This window comes from Vibrio sp. 2-1-2a (assembly GCF_032648565.1).
Taxonomy (GTDB): Bacteria; Pseudomonadota; Gammaproteobacteria; order Enterobacterales; family Vibrionaceae; genus Vibrio; species Vibrio diabolicus.
This window is the reverse complement of sequence record NZ_WBOH01000001.1, coordinates 301,535-317,803: the sequence shown is the minus strand read 5'-3', so window position 1 is coordinate 317,803 and position 16,269 is coordinate 301,535. Positions and strand designations below refer to the sequence as shown.

The following is a 16,269-nucleotide window of genomic DNA, read 5'->3' as shown; positions in this document are numbered from 1 at the left end:
TACATGCCATGTTATGCTGATTTTCTCATAATCTTGATAAACATTTGGCGCGATAGCAACAAGTACACGCTGTGATCAAAATTGAGTGTTATGTTGGAAAATACGATGTATAGTAAACTTCATATCGGAAAAATCGAAGTTTATACTCTGAAGAAGCGATTATTCTAAAGTTTTCGACCGCTATACACTCTTATCATTCTTTGTTAATCGTTTATTAAGATAATAAATATAAGGACGAAACCATGAACGATGTCATTCGTGACTTTTTCAAAATGGAATCAGCTGGTGGTATTCTTCTCGTGATTGCCGCGGCAATTGCGATGACCATTGCTAACTCACCGCTGGGCGAAACTTATCAATCTGTACTGCATACTTATGTATTTGGTATGTCAGTTTCTCACTGGATTAATGACGGCCTAATGGCTGTTTTCTTCTTACTCATTGGCCTTGAAGTTAAGCGAGAGCTGCTTGAAGGTGCGTTAAAATCAAAAGAAACCGCAATTTTCCCTGCGATTGCAGCGGTTGGCGGTATGTTAGCTCCTGCTCTTATTTACGTAGCTTTTAATGCCAACGATCCTGAGGCGATTTCTGGTTGGGCAATTCCAGCGGCGACAGATATCGCTTTTGCTTTAGGTATCATGGCGTTATTAGGTAAGCGTGTACCAGTAAGCCTAAAAGTGTTCTTGCTGGCGCTTGCTATCATTGATGATTTAGGTGTGGTTGTTATTATCGCGCTATTTTACACCGGTGACCTGTCGACCATGGCGTTGCTTGTTGGCTTCATCATGACTGGTGTCCTATTCATGTTGAATGCGAAGGAAGTAACAAAACTTACGCCATATATGATCGTCGGTGCGATCTTATGGTTCGCGGTGCTTAAATCTGGTGTTCACGCAACATTGGCAGGTGTAGTGATTGGTTTTGCTATCCCACTAAAGGGAAAGCAGGGCGAACATTCTCCACTTAAACATATGGAGCACGCGCTTCACCCATACGTGGCATTTGGTATTCTGCCTCTATTCGCATTTGCCAATGCGGGGATTTCGTTAGAAGGCGTATCGATGTCAGGTCTAACTTCAATGCTGCCACTCGGTATTGCTTTGGGTCTACTGGTTGGTAAGCCTCTAGGTATCTTTACCTTTAGCTGGGCAGCGGTAAAAATGGGCGTTGCTAAGTTACCTGAAGGCGTTAACTTCAAGCATATCTTTGCGGTATCTGTGTTGTGTGGTATTGGCTTTACAATGTCTATCTTCATTTCCTCTTTAGCGTTCGGAAATGTAAGTCCTGAATTTGATACCTATGCTCGACTCGGTATCTTAATGGGTTCGACGACAGCAGCATTACTTGGCTATGCCTTACTGCACTTTTCTTTGCCTAAGAAAGCGCAAGCGTAAGATAAAAATGCGCTATTTTGTAAAGCCTCCCAATCGGGAGGCTTTTTTATACCCATAGTTCAGTACATCAGCGACTTAATAGCGACACTTTCGTATTGAGCGGATGTCTAGACCATGGAGATGAACGGAATCATCGAAAAGTTAGGTGGTAGATCTGCGGGCGAAAAAAAGCCCAGCCGAAAATTTGACTGGGCGGATACAAACATAGGAGTTAATAAGAAAAAAGCAGCAACGTAACAATTAGATGGAAACAAGTTTGACGGCCAGTGAAACTTAAAATGCCCTAGTTGTTACATTTATTCAGACCGAGCCTTTTCCAAACAGTTCCATTTTTTTTTCAAAAAAAATTCGATTTAATTCTTTCTGCCCGCTTGTATCGTAAAGAAGTAAGAGAAGAGGCGAACAGCGTAACCAACTTAATGGCGGTTTGAAACTCGATAGCCCTCTTTTCTATAGTAGCTATAAACTTAAATTGCATTTCAAACCCGCACCTCCTGCTCCGACCGCCTAACGACATTGCTAGCGTTTCAAATACGATGGTTTGCGAAACTTGGTCATTTTCTTCAGGCGAGCATCATTTGCTTATTAGACTTAAATTCAAAAGATTAGATCACACCTTCTAAGTTCTGGTCAGACCAATTGGTGAAAGTGTGATGTTAATCATTTGTTAATCTAAAGTTTCAGGAGTATATTTTCAAACAGTTGTTTAATACGAGTGATTAAAATGGCCCCGAGAACATCAACAAAAGAAAAAATACTCGATGTCGCAGAAGGACTCTTTGCTGAACATGGTTTTAATGATACTTCGCTAAGAACGATAACAGGTAAAGCGAACGTCAACTTAGCATCGGTAAATTATCACTTTGGCGATAAAAAAACGCTAGTTAGAGCGGTTTTAGATAGATACCTAGAAGCGCTCATGCCGAGCATTAAAACCTCACTAATTGAGTTAAATACGCGTGATAGCTACGACATGGACGACGTCTTTGAGTCATTGCGTTTACCTTTGCGTACATTAAATGATGTGCGTCCCAATGGTACTGCATTATTCATGTTGTTAATTGGCCGTGGTTACACAGACGTACAAGGTCATCTGCGTTGGTTCATCACCACTCGATATGAAGAGGTACTTAACCTCTTCACCTTCTCGATAATGAAGGCAAACCCGGAACTATGTGAGGAGCAGCTGTTTTGGCGACTGCACTTCACGCTAGGTACCTGCGTATTTACGATGGCTTCAAGCCAGGCTCTTTCGGAGCTTGCTGAAAGTAAATTTGAAAAGGAAGTGGATGTGAAATCTGTCGTCGACTTGCTGATTCCTTATTTGTCAGCAGGAATGTCAGCGAAGCAGTTGGCACAAGACAAATAAGAAAGTTAAACCAATAATAAAATTATGCCCAGAGCGGTTACGTGAACAAAAGGATCTGAACTATGAGCTCTCTACGAAGAAAATGGATTAGTGACCCAGCTTTTAAAGTGTTCAAAAAAGTATTGCCACCTCTCTCTAGTACTGAGAAAGAGGCGATGGAAGCGGGTAGTGTGTGGTGGGATGCCGAACTATTTTCAGGCAAGCCAAACTTCACAACATTGCATCATTATCCAACGCCTACACTGACAGCAGAAGAGCAGTCATTTATGGATAATGAGCTTGAAACCCTGCTAGAAATGCTTGATGACCAGAAAATTGTCAAAGAAGATAGGGATTTACCGCCTGAAGTATGGGAGTACTTACGTAAAGAGCGATTTTTCTCACTGATCATTTCAAAAGCGTATGGTGGTCGTGAATTTTCCGCTTTAGCGAACTCAACCATTGTTTCTCGTATTGCGACTCGAAGTATCAGTACCGCGGTATCGGTAATGGTACCGAACTCTCTTGGTCCAGGTGAGCTTTTATCGCACTACGGTACACAGGAGCAAAAAGATTACTGGTTGCCTCGTTTAGCTGATGGTACCGACATTCCTTGTTTTGCATTAACAGGGCCCGAAGCGGGATCTGACGCCGGTGGTATACCAGATCAAGGCGTAGTTTGTTATGGCACTCACGAAGGCAAAGAAGTGCTTGGCGTGCGAGTTAGCTGGAATAAACGCTACATCACACTTGCGCCAGTGGCGACAGTGCTCGGATTAGCATTTAAGCTACAGGATCCAGAAGGGCTACTTGGTGATAAGAAAGAGGTTGGAATCACATGTGCGCTGATCCCCGCTGACCATGAAGGTGTCGAGATAGGCGAGCGCCATGATCCTCTGGGTTCTGCATTTATGAATGGTCCGACTCGTGGTGAAGATGTCTTCATCCCTATGGACTGGTTGATCGGTGGCGCTGATTACGCAGGCAAAGGTTGGCGTATGCTGGTTGAGTGTCTTTCTGCTGGTCGTGGTATCTCTCTCCCAGCGCTTGGTACAGCGATTGGCCACCTTACTACACGTACAACCGGTGCTTATGCTTACGTACGTAAACAGTTTGGTATGTCGATCGGTAAGTTTGAGGGTGTCGCAGAAGCTATGGGGCGTATTGGTGGCCTTACTTATCTACTAGAAGCAACACGTACGCTGACGACGACTTCTCTCGATATGAAAGAAAAACCTGGGATTGTAACCGCGATTGCCAAGTACCACATGACGGAAATTGCGCGTACTATTCTAAATGATTCGTTTGATATTCATGCAGGTCGTGCGATTCAAGATGGCCCAATGAACTATCTTGCTAAACACTATCTCGGTATCCCAGTTGCGATCACTGTTGAAGGCGCGAATATTCTGACTCGTAACCTGATGATATTTGGTCAAGGTGCGACTCGTTGTCACCCATATGTACTGAAAGAAATGGAAGCCGCGGCGAATCCAGATTCTGAACAAGGGGCGAAAGAATTTGACAACTTGCTCTTTAAACACATCAAACATGCGGTAGGCAATACATTTGGTGCATTTGGCGCGGCGCTAACTGGTTCTCGGTTTGTAAAAGCGCACATGAGTGGCCCAACACAGCAGTACTATAAAGAAATCACAAGATTAAGCCGAGCGCTTGCCGTTAGTGCTGACTTCGCGATGTTAACACTAGGCGGTGATTTGAAGCGTAAAGAAATGATTTCCGCACGTCTGGGTGATGGCTTAAGTTATCTATATATGGCGTCTGCCGCACTGAAAAAGTATGAAGATGAAGGACGTCAACAAGGCGATCTAGATTTTGTCCACTACGCCGTGCAACATTGTTTGTATAACGCATCTAAGTCATTAAATGAGGCTTATACCAACTTCCCTGTGAAATACGTTGGCGGTGTGCTGAAAGGGTTATTGTTCCCACTTGGTAATCATTTTAATAAGCCAAGCGATGAACTGTGTGTGAATCTGGCGGAAGCGATGATGACGCCAGGAGCACAACGTGATCGACTCACGCATCTTTGCTACATCGGAAAATCCGACGACGACAGCGTAGGCTTAATGGAGAATGCCTTCCTCGCAATGTACGAAATCAAACCATTAGAGCGTAAGCTTATGAAGGCGGCGAAGGATGGGAAAGTGGCTCGTAAAGGTCTGCTACACGACCGTCTGCAGCAAGCATTTGAAGCAGGCGTGTTAACTGAGCAAGAAATTGACCAAATCATGGCGGCAGACAAATTGCGTTACAAGGCGATTCAAGTTGACCACTTTAGTCATGACTTTTCTGAAGTACGAACCGATTGCCCAAAAAAGTCGCATTTGAACCCGGCGGCATAGTAAACCGTTAATACTAAGAAAAGCACCTCAATGAGGTGCTTTTTTGTGTTCTTGCAGAGTGGATGTTGGGATAGTGCTCCAACCACTTGCCTTTTCAGAGCATTTTTACAGAAATTAGATGCGAAATCCCGACGAAACTTTTATCCTAACAAGGTTTTTTAAAGGAAGTTGAATATGATCATCAAACCTAGAATTCGTGGATTTATCTGTACTACAACGCACCCTGTTGGTTGTGAAGCTAACGTAAAAGAACAAATTGCGTACACTAAAGCGCAAGGCCCAATCAAAAACGCACCTAAGCGCGTTCTTGTTGTCGGTGCATCAAGTGGCTACGGTCTATCTTCTCGTATCGCTGCGGCATTTGGTGGCGGTGCATCAACTATCGGTGTTTTCTTCGAAAAAGAAGGCACTGAGAAGAAACCAGGTACGGCAGGTTTCTACAATGCAGCTGCTTTTGAAAAGCTAGCGCGTGAAGAAGGCCTGTACGCAAAAAGCCTAAACGGCGACGCTTTCTCAAATGAAGCGAAACAGAAAACTATCGAACTGATCAAAGAAGATTTAGGTCAGATCGATATGGTGGTTTACTCACTGGCTTCCCCAGTACGTAAAATGCCAGAAACTGGCGAGCTAGTTCGTTCAGCGCTTAAGCCTATCGGTGAAACTTACACATCAACTGCTGTTGATACCAACAAAGATGTGATCATCGAAGCAAGTGTCGAGCCTGCAACAGAAGAAGAAATCAAAGACACAGTAACCGTTATGGGCGGTGAAGACTGGGAACTTTGGATTAATGCACTGTCTGATGCTGGTGTTCTTGCTGAAGGCTGTAAGACAGTCGCGTACAGCTACATTGGTACTGAGCTAACTTGGCCAATCTACTGGGATGGCGCACTAGGTAAAGCGAAAATGGACCTAGATCGTGCTGCGAAAGCGCTAAACGACAAGTTAGCAGCGACAGGCGGCAGTGCAAATGTTGCTGTACTTAAATCTGTTGTAACTCAGGCAAGTTCCGCAATTCCTGTTATGCCACTGTACATTGCAATGGTATTCAAGAAAATGCGCGAAGAAGGCGTACACGAAGGCTGTATGGAACAAATCTACCGTATGTTCAGCCAACGTCTGTACAAAGAAGATGGTAGCGCAGCAGAAGTGGATGAGATGAACCGCCTACGTCTGGATGACTGGGAACTTCGTGACGACATTCAGCAGCACTGCCGTGAGCTATGGCCTCAAATTACGACTGAGAACCTAAAAGAACTGACTGACTACGTAGAGTACAAAGAAGAGTTCTTGAAACTATTTGGTTTCGGTGTTGAAGGCGTAGATTACGAAGCGGATGTAAATCCAGCGGTTGAAGCTGATTTTATCCAAATCTAATCGAATGACTGATTAGACAACTGATATACAAAAGGCGCTCATTGAGCGCCTTTTTTGCTTTCATCAGTCAAAGTTATTAACTTAATATTATCAGGATCGTACCGGCCAACGTCATCAGAATATTGGCAATCGCATAGGTACCCGCATAGCCAAGAGCTGGGATGGTGGATTTAGCGTAGTCGTTGACGACATCCATAGCTGGGGCACAAGTTCGGGCACCAATAATGGCACCGAAGAGCAGGGCACGGTTCATCTTGAGTATGTGTGCGCCCACTAAATAGGCCAGTACCACAGGCACAACACTAACAATGAATGCTAGACCAATCACTTTTGGACCAACTTGAGTCAAGTGTTCGAACATCTTTCCGCCTGCACTTAGACCTATTCCCACCATAAAGAACATCAAACCCAAATCTTTGACCATATTCAGCGCCCCCTGCGGGACATAGCCGAAAGTAGGGTGATTTGCTCGTAAGAAACCAAGTGTAATACCAGATAACAAAAGACCTACCGCGTTACCCAAGCTGAACGAAACCTGGCCGAATGTCATGGTGATGAGGCCAAACAGAATACCCAAAATAAAGAAGCTGCAAAAAGCGAGTAAATCGGCCATTTGACTGTGGATCGAGATGAAACCGATTTTTTCCGCGAGTCCATGTACTCGGCTTTTCTCGCCGCTCACCTGAAGGACGTCACCTTTAGCGAGCACAATGTCTAAGTCCATCGGCATTTCTATTTGCGCACGTACCACGCGGTTTAAGAAACAGCCAAACTCAGATAAGTTTAAATCCGATAAGCGCTTGCCTGCGATAGCGTCACTTTTTACGACAATTTCTTCTTCAACGATGCGCAAATCAAGCAAGTTACGATCAAATACTTCTTTTCCGTTGCGGAAGCTAGGATCCAAGCGAGCATGGCTATCAGGGAAGCCAACCAGTGCAATTTCATCACCCTCTTGCAAAATGGCATCACCATCTGGATGGGCGAGAATACCGTTACGGCGGATTCGCTCAATGTAACAGCCAGTTTGACGATAAATGCCTAGTTCACGCAAGTTCTTGCCGTCAGTCCAGTCAATCAATTCTGGACCGACTCGGTAAGCACGAATAATCGGTAAGTACACTTTTCTTTGGCTTGAATTTCCAAGGCCACGTTCCTGAGCAATTTGCTGCGCAGAATCAGACAGGTTCTGCTTCTGTAGTTTTGGCAATAGCTTCGCGAACATGATCATGCTAATTAAGCCCACCAGATAAGCCATCGCGTAACCTACAGATAGATTTTCTAATACCAAAGAAAAATCCATATTGCGCGGTATAGTAGCAAGGCCGGAGTTTAGAGCGTCTTGTGCACCAACCAGTACTGGTGTTGCTGTCAACGCGCCAGCCATCATACCGGCTGACAAGCCAAAATCGAGGCCGAAATAGTGGCTCAAGCCATACGTTAAGCTGACTGCGGACACGAGAACGGTCATACTTAAAATAAAGTAATGCTTACCATCTCTGAAGAATATGCCAAAAAAGTTTGGTCCAGCTTCAATGCCAACGCAATAGATAAACAGCATGAAGCCAATGGTTAATGCTTCTGCATTGAATGAGAAGCCAAGGTGACCCATTACCAACGAGGTAATTAGAACGCCTATGGAGTTGCCTAGTTGTAATTTGCCAAATCGGATTTTTCCGATGGCAAGGCCAATGGCTAATACGACGAAGATTAGAAGGATAGGGTTTTGCTCAAGAAGGTATACGACGTCTATGTTCACTGTGTGGCTCGGTAAAGTGTGTGCCAAAAAGATTAAGAATTGCGAATTGTAACTAAATATAGCAAAAAGATAAGTGAATTTTTTTAGGTTTTACCATTAGTTGACGTAAGGTAATAACCAACTGAAAAATAATAAAAAAGCCGCATGAAGCGGCTTTCTTAAAAACTGTCTTTATTATTCGTCAAATAGACCTAGGTGCTCTTTCGCGTATGCTTCGAACTCGTCGCAGCCACCGATGTGCTCTTGGTCGATAAAGATTTGAGGAACAGTTTCAACTGGTTTACCAACTGTTTTCTCAAGATCTGCTTTAGAAATGCCTTCAGCATGGATATCAACGTAACGGTAGTTGAAGTCGTCACGCTTCGCTTTTAGCGTTTCTGCGTGTTCTTTTGCACGAACACAGAAAGGACATGCAGGGCGACCAAAGATAACAACGAACATAATCTTATTTCTCCTAAATCTATTCTTTTTTGAAAGCGTACAAAACATAGCGGCTGAGTGCGCTCTCTTTTGTTGCAGTAACTATGCCCGATCCAGATACGGAAATAAAGCGGCAATTACCTCTTGGTTCTATAGGTGAAATCTATCGAATAAAAACTAAACGCGCTCCCTTATTCTATGGCTCTAAAGTATGTGAAGTGACGCATAAAAAACATACATTTTAAGGGGTTAATGATGGCAAGGTGGAATTGGTCAATTTTTTTTATTCAAAAACATAGCAATCTAATCTGGCTATACGCAAATGACTTCAACTCTTACATAAGTGTTAAATCAAAGGGCAAGAGGTTATTTGGGTATATTATTTTGGGAGGATGTGTATGTTTCAGTTTATGACTGCAACAAGGATTATATTTGGTGAAGGTGCACTTCAGTCTTCATTATCCGTTATCAACCAATTTGGCTACAGTGTTTTGCTGGTAACTGGGAAGGACACCCAACGAGCCACGCCCATCATTAACTACCTTAAAGCTCAAAATATGCGTTACCAACACGTAGCAATCAATGGCGAACCTTATATCACAATGGTAGAAGAGACCGCGGTACTCGGTAGAAAATTCCAGCCTGATATGGTGATTGCTATTGGCGGTGGCAGTGTCATCGATATGGGTAAAGCCCTAGCCGCTATTATTCCTAATCAAGGCAATGTTTACGATTACGTCGAAGTGGTAGGAAGAAACGTACCATTAAAGGCAAAACCTCTTCATTTTATTGCAATTCCTACGACAGCAAGCACGGGCTCAGAGGTGACTCGAAATGCGGTGTTGAAGTCTGGACAAGATAAAGTGAAAGTGAGTCTTCGAAGCCCTGATATGCTGGCAGACGTTGCCATTGTGGATCCGACGCTCACTTATGGAACCGATCAATACACATCCGGGCGTGGCGCGATGGATGCGTTCACTCATTTGATGGAAGCGTATGTGTGTGGTGAGCCAAACCCTCTTACAGATATGGTGTGCGAAGAGGGACTTCGTCGTTTAAGCCGTTCAGTGATTGCTGCTTGTAAGCAAGATAATCATAAGGCTCGCTCGGATTTATCATTCGCTGCGTTGCTCGGTGGCATGGCCATTACTAATGCCAAATTAGGTGCTGCGCATGGGCTTGCGTCGGCGTTAGGAGGTAAGTTAGATGCTCCCCACAGCGTGATCACGGCGCGTCTTGCACCGCACGTGATGCAGGAAAATATTAACGCCGCGAAGCTCGCTGGTAGGAATGATGTGATAAATCGTTATCGTAAACTTGCCCAACTGGTTACCGATCGTGCGAACGCGAATGAGCACGATGGGGTTCTTTGGGTAAATATGGTGTTAGATAAGTTAGCGTTGCCGTTACTTGGCCAATTCGGAGTATGCCAAACTTCTTTTGAACAAGTGGCGAACGATGCGCTTAAGTCGATGGCGATCAAAGGAAACCCGCTCCCCCTTAATCAGGAACGTTTGATATACATATTGCAGCAAGTCTGTGATTGCAGTGGAGAGTGTGTGGCAGAGAGCACACAACACGTGAGCTCTGTAGAAGTGCTTGAATCAAGAACGGACTTATCGAGTGTGAACGACTTGGGTTGATGTATTGATCTAAAGCACATTGAAAAAAGGGGAGCGTAGAGCTCCCCTTTATTAAATCTTTCACTAAACAGCAGGACTTAGTACTGACTTAGCTTGTCATAGCGACTGTCTTTCAACGCATCTTTTACGCGTTTTAGGTTCTCACGGAAACCTGTACCACGGCGAAGTGTGAAGCCAGTTGCAAGTACATCAATCACCGTCATCTGTACAACTCGACTCGCCATTGGCATATAGACGTCGGTATCTTCAGGAATATCAAGCGTAATAGCGAGTGAACTTACCTTTTCTAGCGGTGAGTCCTTTGCTGTAATCGCAATGACCGTCGCGCCGTTTTCACGAGCAAGGTTTGCTATTTCGACCTGACTCTTCGTTCGACCTGTGTGAGAAATAAGAACCACAACATCATTATCACTGCAGTTAATACAACTCATGCGCTGCATGACAATGTCTTCAAAACAAGTAATTGGAATGTTAAAGCGAATAAACTTGTTTTGTGCGTCTCGGGCTACAGAAGATGATGCACCAAGGCCAAAGAATGAAATGCGCTTCGCTTGCGTTAGCAAATCGACCGCACGGTTCACTTGCATTGGATCTAGGCTGTTTTTCGCGACATCTAAACACGCCATGGTCGATTCGAAAATCTTATGGGTGTACGCGTCTGGGCCATCGTCTTCTTCCACGTTACGGTTAACGTAAGGGGTACCATTGGCTAGGCTCTGTGCCAAGTGAAGCTTAAAATCTGGAAAGCCCTTGGTGTCCAGACGACGACAGAAGCGGTTTACAGTGGGCTCACTAACATCAGCCATTTTAGCCAACGTTGCAATGCTTGAATGAATTGCAGTTTGTGGAGACGCCATAATTACTTCCGCAACTTTGCGCTCTGACTTACTGAAATTCTCCAGGTTTTTTTGAATTTTTTCTAATGTATTCATAGTGTTCACGAGGGTATAGAGAACAACTCGCTGGCTCTGTTAACGAAAGGAAACACGAAGATTCCAGAGTAGAGTGGGGCGTTAACGAAAACAACCAGCGCCATAGAATCAGTATAAACCTGATCTTCAATCAGTCTAAACCAATAACGGATACTATTTAGTGAGAATTTGACAGGCCTCAAACAAAATGTTGTAAAAACTACAGAATTGGATGTGTAATCGATGTTTTGTTGCGCCAGTCGCACGAGAATGATGTTTGAGTTACATCAAAACGAAAAAAAATTTCAAATTGATGTAACTCTTTCGGGCCATTAAGACGATTGGATATCAGTGACCACCTGCTGAATTCTTTCCATCAAATTTGGTGCTTGCTTGGCGATTTCACGCTGTTCATCAAGCACAGAACTCAAAATCTCTTTGGTCGTCAGCGGATTAGCCAAAACCACTCGGAACACAATCGTGTTCATGCGCTGCCATTGGTCTGGGTTCAGTCTTGTACGTGAAACAAACGATTTGCCCGTTTCGCGCTGACGCTTTTGAATAAACTGTGTTAATTCATTAATCAGTTCATTCAGTTGTTCTTTTTGTGAACCTTCCGCTTTTGCTAATGCCTCACGGATGAATGGCGGCAAGTAGCGGTACGTGAGGAGACAAAGCTCTGGTTCAGAAACCAATTCGAAATCATCTTGCTGCTTGATTAAATCTGCAAAGTAGCGAGCTTTTTCAATGCTTTGGTCTATCAGCAGCTCATAGCCAGGGCGGCTGATGATGTGCATTGCGGCATAGACTAACATTGCCATGCCTGAACGAGAGCCTTCTAATGTATGACTGCCTAGGTCTTTTGAGCCTTTACGCAAGATATATTGAGCGTGATGCTCTATGGATTTCATTGCGTCAGGGTCTTTGAACAGAACCATACCAGCGCCCATCGGGATGTAGAGTTGCTTGTGCGCATCAATGGTTACTGAGTCTGCCATTTCCACACCGTTAAGAAGGTGACGGTGGTGATTAGACATAAGTGTTGCGCCACCCCATGCGGCATCCACATGGAAATGACAACCGTGAGCTTGGCAGACTTCTGCGATTTCAGGTAGCGGGTCGACATTACCAGTCTCTGTTGTACCAGCTACACCAATAACAGCAATAGGCTTGATGTTTTGTTTCTCTAGTTCAACAATTTTCGCTTTAAGGTCGTCGACAATAATACGGTTGTTGGCATCTGTTTTAACCGCAACCAAGCCATCTTGACCTATACCTAGTACATCGGCTGCTTTCTTAAGGGAGTAGTGACCACGCTCAGACACCAATACCGCTAAGCCATCGTAGCCATAATGCTTCATGGCTTTAAATAGGCCTTCTTTCTCAACGCCTTTAAATGAACCATTGGCTCTTAACGCCTTGTTACGTGCTACCCAAAGTGCAGTGATATTGGCAATGGTACCGCCGGAGCAAAATGCGCCCAATGAGTGGTTTGCGCTATGCATCCACTGATCGTAAAACGTATCGCTCTGGCCATAGATCAAGCGATGTAGCATGCCCAAAACTTGACGTTCAAGCGGGGTAAAGGCTTTAGAAGTCTCTATCTTTACCAGGTTTTGGTTTAAGGCGATCATGATCTTTGACAGTGGCATCAAGAAATAAGGCAGCGCCGATGTCATATGACCAATGAAGCTTGGTGAAGAAGTGTGAACGGAGTGCGACACCAAAGTGTCGAGTAAGTGTTCTGTATGATCTGACACGAACTCTGGCTGCTCAGGAATCTGAGCAGAAGAAAAGTCTTTTTCGATTTCGCGTAAAGGCTTTTCTTCTGCCACGATGTGTTCACGAAGAAATTGATTTAGATTTCGCGAGAGGCTCTCGTCAATTTTGGTTAACGTTGAGTCAGGACCTTCTGGGACAGTGAAGATCTTTAGCAAGCTCTCAAAGCTAACGTCAGCGGTTTTTTGTTCCTTAACCATAGCAAAGAATCTTTGTAGTTATTTTGGTAATGCGAGCGGCACAATCTAAACTAAAACGGGCGCAAAGTCCCGTTTTAATTGTTGAACCCCATGTTGCTGAAATGAAAATTTTAGGTGAGGGCTACAATCTTCGCATTAAAAAATCGTTGATTTTAATGTGTTAAAACACTCGGCGTTTTCGAGCATCCTCAACGATTAATTAATCACACTTCTGCTTTTCAATCTTCTCTATTGACTGATTGTACTTATTAAGCGCGGTATCAATTTGTTGTGGATGGCTAAGCAGGTCGGCGAATGCTGAACGGAGTTCGTAGTTTTTTGGATGGTTAGTCGATTGACGGTCACTAAACGTTTGTTTTGCGACTTCACCTAACTTATCACTTCGGCTTGCTAGCTGCTTAACGTCGTGTTGTTCCAATTTTAGCCATGCTTCGATTGGCTGTTCTGTTGCAACACGGCTAGGATCGTTCTCTAGAAAATAGTGAACCGCTTCACGGTTTAATTCAAAGTGATGTTTACGGCCGTCCAAGAACCACTGGCTAACTTCTTTTAGATCTGGATACTGGGTAACCGTCAAATCAACAAGATCTTGATACCACTGTAGTGAGGCATCAACATAGCCGTCGTATTTGCTTGCAAGACATTGTTGATCTGCGGCAAACGTAAAAGTTGAGCTTGTAGCGAGGAGCGCTGCAACGACAAAGCGTTTCATTCTTCTTCCTTCTGGTTGTTATCCCTTTATTAACGCAAGGCACATAAGTTGATGTTTCACCCTTCTTTCTCTTTAGTCGTGATAAATCATTGGGCTAATTGATAAAAAGAAAGCGGATTATTGCCAAAATCTTGATCACTTTGACGTTAACTGGGTGTTTGAATTTTTGCCGTATTGTAATGGATGTTAAAGCGAAAACCTGAGATCTAGCTAGCAAGTGATACAAAGAAAAGCATCATAACTGGTACCAGTAAACTCAAAATAAACCCACTAACGATGGCGACTGGGACACAACGCACACCACCTGTAGTCTGAATAACAGGTAGGGTAAAGTCCATTGCTGTTGCACCTGCATAACCAATTGCTGTGCACGGATAGCTGCGAATAAAGAGAGGAATGGCTACCAGCGCGACCAGCTCTCTCATCAATTCGATCAGGAAAGATGCTCCCCCAAACACGGGGCCAAAAGCGTCTCCCATCAAAATTCCTGCGAGTGAATACCAGCCAAAGCCTGAAGCCATCGCGAGGGCTTGATAGAGAGGAAGGTCCAAAAGTATCGTTGCAATAACGCCACCAAGCATACATGTTGCGATCACAACTGCCGCAATGGCCATACCCTGTTTATTTAATAAAATTTGGCGAAGAGTAAGACCACTATTGCGAAGCTGAATACCAATAAAAAATAGGAGCAGGAAGAGTATCCATTCGCTCGCTGTATCCACCCAACTTAAATCGATGGGTAACAGCAGACCAACTACTAGCCCGCCACCAACGACAACAATCAGCTTTACTGATTCTAAAGCCATCGAGGATAGTGGCAGCTTCTTTTGATTCTGATTGGTCTGGAGAGGAATAATCCTATCGATAATAGGCAGCGCTAACAGGTTACAGGTACTTAAACATAAAAAGAAAGTACTCGCATAGAGGAGAATACTCTGTAAGTTGCTACTTAAGTTATCGAGCGCTGCTAGGCTAAGTCCCATCAACGACAAAATGACGTAAATAAGGTAGGACGTTGATTGATTGATCTTCTCCAGTAACGAGGCTCGAGATATAGGAATTAGATACCCCACAACAAGTGGAGCGAAAATAAATAGCATCCCTGAGAACATAAAGCTCTATGATTCCTTTTTTGAGATAATACCAACACACATAAATCAAATTATTTATCGGTTGAAATTAGAGAGATATTTCACCAAATACCAAACGCTGCTCAGCCTTGAGCGAATCGTTTATCGCGAATTAGGTGTGAGAAAACGATAAATTACAAGCCGCTAGCACTTAGCACTGCACGTATTTGGTCATTGAAGTCAGTATCACTCATATTGCTGAGTTCATACAAGACCTCTGCACCTGTTAAGTTGAATTCAACTTCGTGTTCATCAATGCGCTCATCATGATTGCGGAACATCAATAAGTGATGCGCGATTCTTGCAATGTCTAAATAACTTACTTCCGGTCGCGTTTGCTCGTACTTCTCGTTTGAGGAGACCTCTCTAAAGTCATTGTCAAATCCCCAGCGCTCGAGCACCAGTTTGCTTGTTGCTGAACAACGAGTTTGGAAGATTTGCAACGCAATTTCAGGATCTAGGTAATTGCCTCTATCTAAGTACAGGTGGTACTCGTTAATTAGACAAAACAAACCGATATCGGCTAGCAGACCAACCAGCAATGCTTTTTCTTGCTCCAAGTGCCCATAAGTACCTGGCTCGTGTTTACGAAACGATTGAACCAATATCACCATGACGGCACCGAGTTCTCGGGATACCGCTGCACTTTTCACCAAGATAGCATTACATTCTTTGGTTAAATTTACTGAATGTTTAAGTTGTTCAATCGCTTGTGCGGTAACAATATCACGCACGCGCAGTATACCAAGGCGAGATACCGCGGTGGTTAAGTCGTTGCAGGTAATGTTTCTGCGATTGAAAATTACAGAGTTTGCTACTCGCAGAACGACCGCCGCCAAGCCGGGATCTTCTAACAAACAGTTAGCAACATCTGAAATAGTGGTGTGTTCTTCGACACATAACTGCTGAATTTTAAGCACGACATCAGGAATAGGGGGTAATGAAATCTTACCCGTTGAGATGGACTGTTCTACCAACTGAGCAAACTCGGATTCCAGTGCGTTTATAAGCTTATCTTTATTATTTGGCAGCCAAAAAAATGATAAATGTTCCATTGTGACGCTGTACTTGAGATCTTTCGTACAGTGTACCCTTACAGCGTATTCTTTATCAATTAAATGCGTATCACGTGCTCGTAATTGCCAGCGAGATCATAATGATGGCGTGTTTTGGGCATGTCGTGCGTCAAAAAAATATCACCACATGAATAATAAGTGTGAAACTAATCAC

12 protein-coding genes are annotated in these 16,269 nt (G+C 43.9%); 5 read left to right on the top strand and 7 right to left on the bottom strand.

From position 1 onward, the window contains the following. Positions 1 to 242 precede the first annotated feature (242 nt). From nhaA to fabV, 4 genes are all read left to right on the top strand, one after another. Positions 243 to 1,394, top strand: coding sequence for a Na+/H+ antiporter NhaA (gene nhaA, locus F7Y48_RS01540; RefSeq protein WP_006742626.1), 1,152 nt, complete (start codon positions 243 to 245; stop codon positions 1,392 to 1,394). A gap of 724 nt (positions 1,395 to 2,118) precedes the next feature. After that, positions 2,119 to 2,763 (top strand): TetR/AcrR family transcriptional regulator, encoded by a 645-nt coding sequence (locus F7Y48_RS01535; protein ID WP_005393225.1) that lies wholly within the window; start codon positions 2,119 to 2,121, stop codon positions 2,761 to 2,763. A gap of 62 nt (positions 2,764 to 2,825) precedes the next feature. Further along, positions 2,826 to 5,108 (top strand): acyl-CoA dehydrogenase, encoded by a 2,283-nt coding sequence (locus tag F7Y48_RS01530; protein WP_006742625.1) that lies wholly within the window; start codon positions 2,826 to 2,828, stop codon positions 5,106 to 5,108. Between the two features lie 174 nt (positions 5,109 to 5,282). Beyond that, positions 5,283 to 6,485 (top strand): enoyl-ACP reductase FabV, encoded by a 1,203-nt coding sequence (fabV, locus tag F7Y48_RS01525; RefSeq protein ID WP_006742624.1) that lies wholly within the window; start codon positions 5,283 to 5,285, stop codon positions 6,483 to 6,485. A 76-nt stretch (positions 6,486 to 6,561) separates the two neighbouring features. Here fabV and F7Y48_RS01520 read toward each other — a convergent pair whose 3' ends face one another. Beyond that, positions 6,562 to 8,244 (bottom strand): aspartate:alanine antiporter, encoded by a 1,683-nt coding sequence (locus F7Y48_RS01520; RefSeq protein WP_006742623.1) that lies wholly within the window; start codon positions 8,242 to 8,244, stop codon positions 6,562 to 6,564. A gap of 174 nt (positions 8,245 to 8,418) precedes the next feature. Next, complete coding sequence (locus tag F7Y48_RS01515) at positions 8,419 to 8,685, bottom strand: GrxA family glutaredoxin (RefSeq protein ID WP_005378026.1); 267 nt, start codon at positions 8,683 to 8,685, stop codon at positions 8,419 to 8,421. A 377-nt stretch (positions 8,686 to 9,062) separates the two neighbouring features. Between F7Y48_RS01515 and F7Y48_RS01510 the strand changes: the two genes are divergently transcribed. Then, complete coding sequence (locus F7Y48_RS01510) at positions 9,063 to 10,307, top strand: iron-containing alcohol dehydrogenase (RefSeq protein WP_065645318.1); 1,245 nt, start codon at positions 9,063 to 9,065, stop codon at positions 10,305 to 10,307. Positions 10,308 to 10,384: 77 nt separating this feature from the next. Here F7Y48_RS01510 and F7Y48_RS01505 read toward each other — a convergent pair whose 3' ends face one another. The 5 genes from F7Y48_RS01505 to F7Y48_RS01485 form a co-directional block, all read right to left on the bottom strand. Further along, positions 10,385 to 11,239 (bottom strand): MurR/RpiR family transcriptional regulator, encoded by an 855-nt coding sequence (locus F7Y48_RS01505; protein WP_316679930.1) that lies wholly within the window; start codon positions 11,237 to 11,239, stop codon positions 10,385 to 10,387. A 311-nt stretch (positions 11,240 to 11,550) separates the two neighbouring features. Beyond that, the gene (gene panP, locus F7Y48_RS01500) at positions 11,551 to 13,197 is read right to left on the bottom strand and encodes a pyridoxal-dependent aspartate 1-decarboxylase PanP (protein WP_237311810.1); all 1,647 of its coding nucleotides are present in this window, start codon (positions 13,195 to 13,197) and stop codon (positions 11,551 to 11,553) included. A 199-nt stretch (positions 13,198 to 13,396) separates the two neighbouring features. After that, a complete protein-coding gene (locus F7Y48_RS01495) occupies positions 13,397 to 13,909 on the bottom strand; it encodes a hypothetical protein (protein WP_012841922.1) in 513 nt (170 codons plus the stop codon). Positions 13,910 to 14,115: 206 nt separating this feature from the next. Then, on the bottom strand, positions 14,116 to 15,021 hold the full coding sequence (locus F7Y48_RS01490; RefSeq protein WP_316679926.1) for a lysine exporter LysO family protein: 906 nt from the start codon (positions 15,019 to 15,021) through the stop codon (positions 14,116 to 14,118). 152 nt (positions 15,022 to 15,173) lie between these two features. Next, positions 15,174 to 16,094, bottom strand: a complete 921-nt coding sequence (locus tag F7Y48_RS01485; RefSeq protein WP_048626253.1) for an HDOD domain-containing protein — start codon at positions 16,092 to 16,094, stop codon at positions 15,174 to 15,176. Positions 16,095 to 16,269 lie beyond the last annotated feature (175 nt).

Coding starts and splice junctions, on each gene's coding strand:
- F7Y48_RS01535 (WP_005393225.1), top strand. CDS start 2,119: ATGGCCCCGAGAACATCAACAAAAGAAAAAATACTCGATGTCGCAGAA.
- F7Y48_RS01495 (WP_012841922.1), bottom strand. CDS start 13,909: ATGAAACGCTTTGTCGTTGCAGCGCTCCTCGCTACAAGCTCAACTTTT.
- nhaA (WP_006742626.1), top strand. CDS start 243: ATGAACGATGTCATTCGTGACTTTTTCAAAATGGAATCAGCTGGTGGT.
- F7Y48_RS01510 (WP_065645318.1), top strand. CDS start 9,063: ATGTTTCAGTTTATGACTGCAACAAGGATTATATTTGGTGAAGGTGCA.
- fabV (WP_006742624.1), top strand. CDS start 5,283: ATGATCATCAAACCTAGAATTCGTGGATTTATCTGTACTACAACGCAC.
- F7Y48_RS01505 (WP_316679930.1), bottom strand. CDS start 11,239: ATGAATACATTAGAAAAAATTCAAAAAAACCTGGAGAATTTCAGTAAG.
- F7Y48_RS01515 (WP_005378026.1), bottom strand. CDS start 8,685: ATGTTCGTTGTTATCTTTGGTCGCCCTGCATGTCCTTTCTGTGTTCGT.
- F7Y48_RS01490 (WP_316679926.1), bottom strand. CDS start 15,021: ATGTTCTCAGGGATGCTATTTATTTTCGCTCCACTTGTTGTGGGGTAT.
- F7Y48_RS01530 (WP_006742625.1), top strand. CDS start 2,826: ATGAGCTCTCTACGAAGAAAATGGATTAGTGACCCAGCTTTTAAAGTG.
- panP (WP_237311810.1), bottom strand. CDS start 13,197: ATGGTTAAGGAACAAAAAACCGCTGACGTTAGCTTTGAGAGCTTGCTA.
- F7Y48_RS01485 (WP_048626253.1), bottom strand. CDS start 16,094: ATGGAACATTTATCATTTTTTTGGCTGCCAAATAATAAAGATAAGCTT.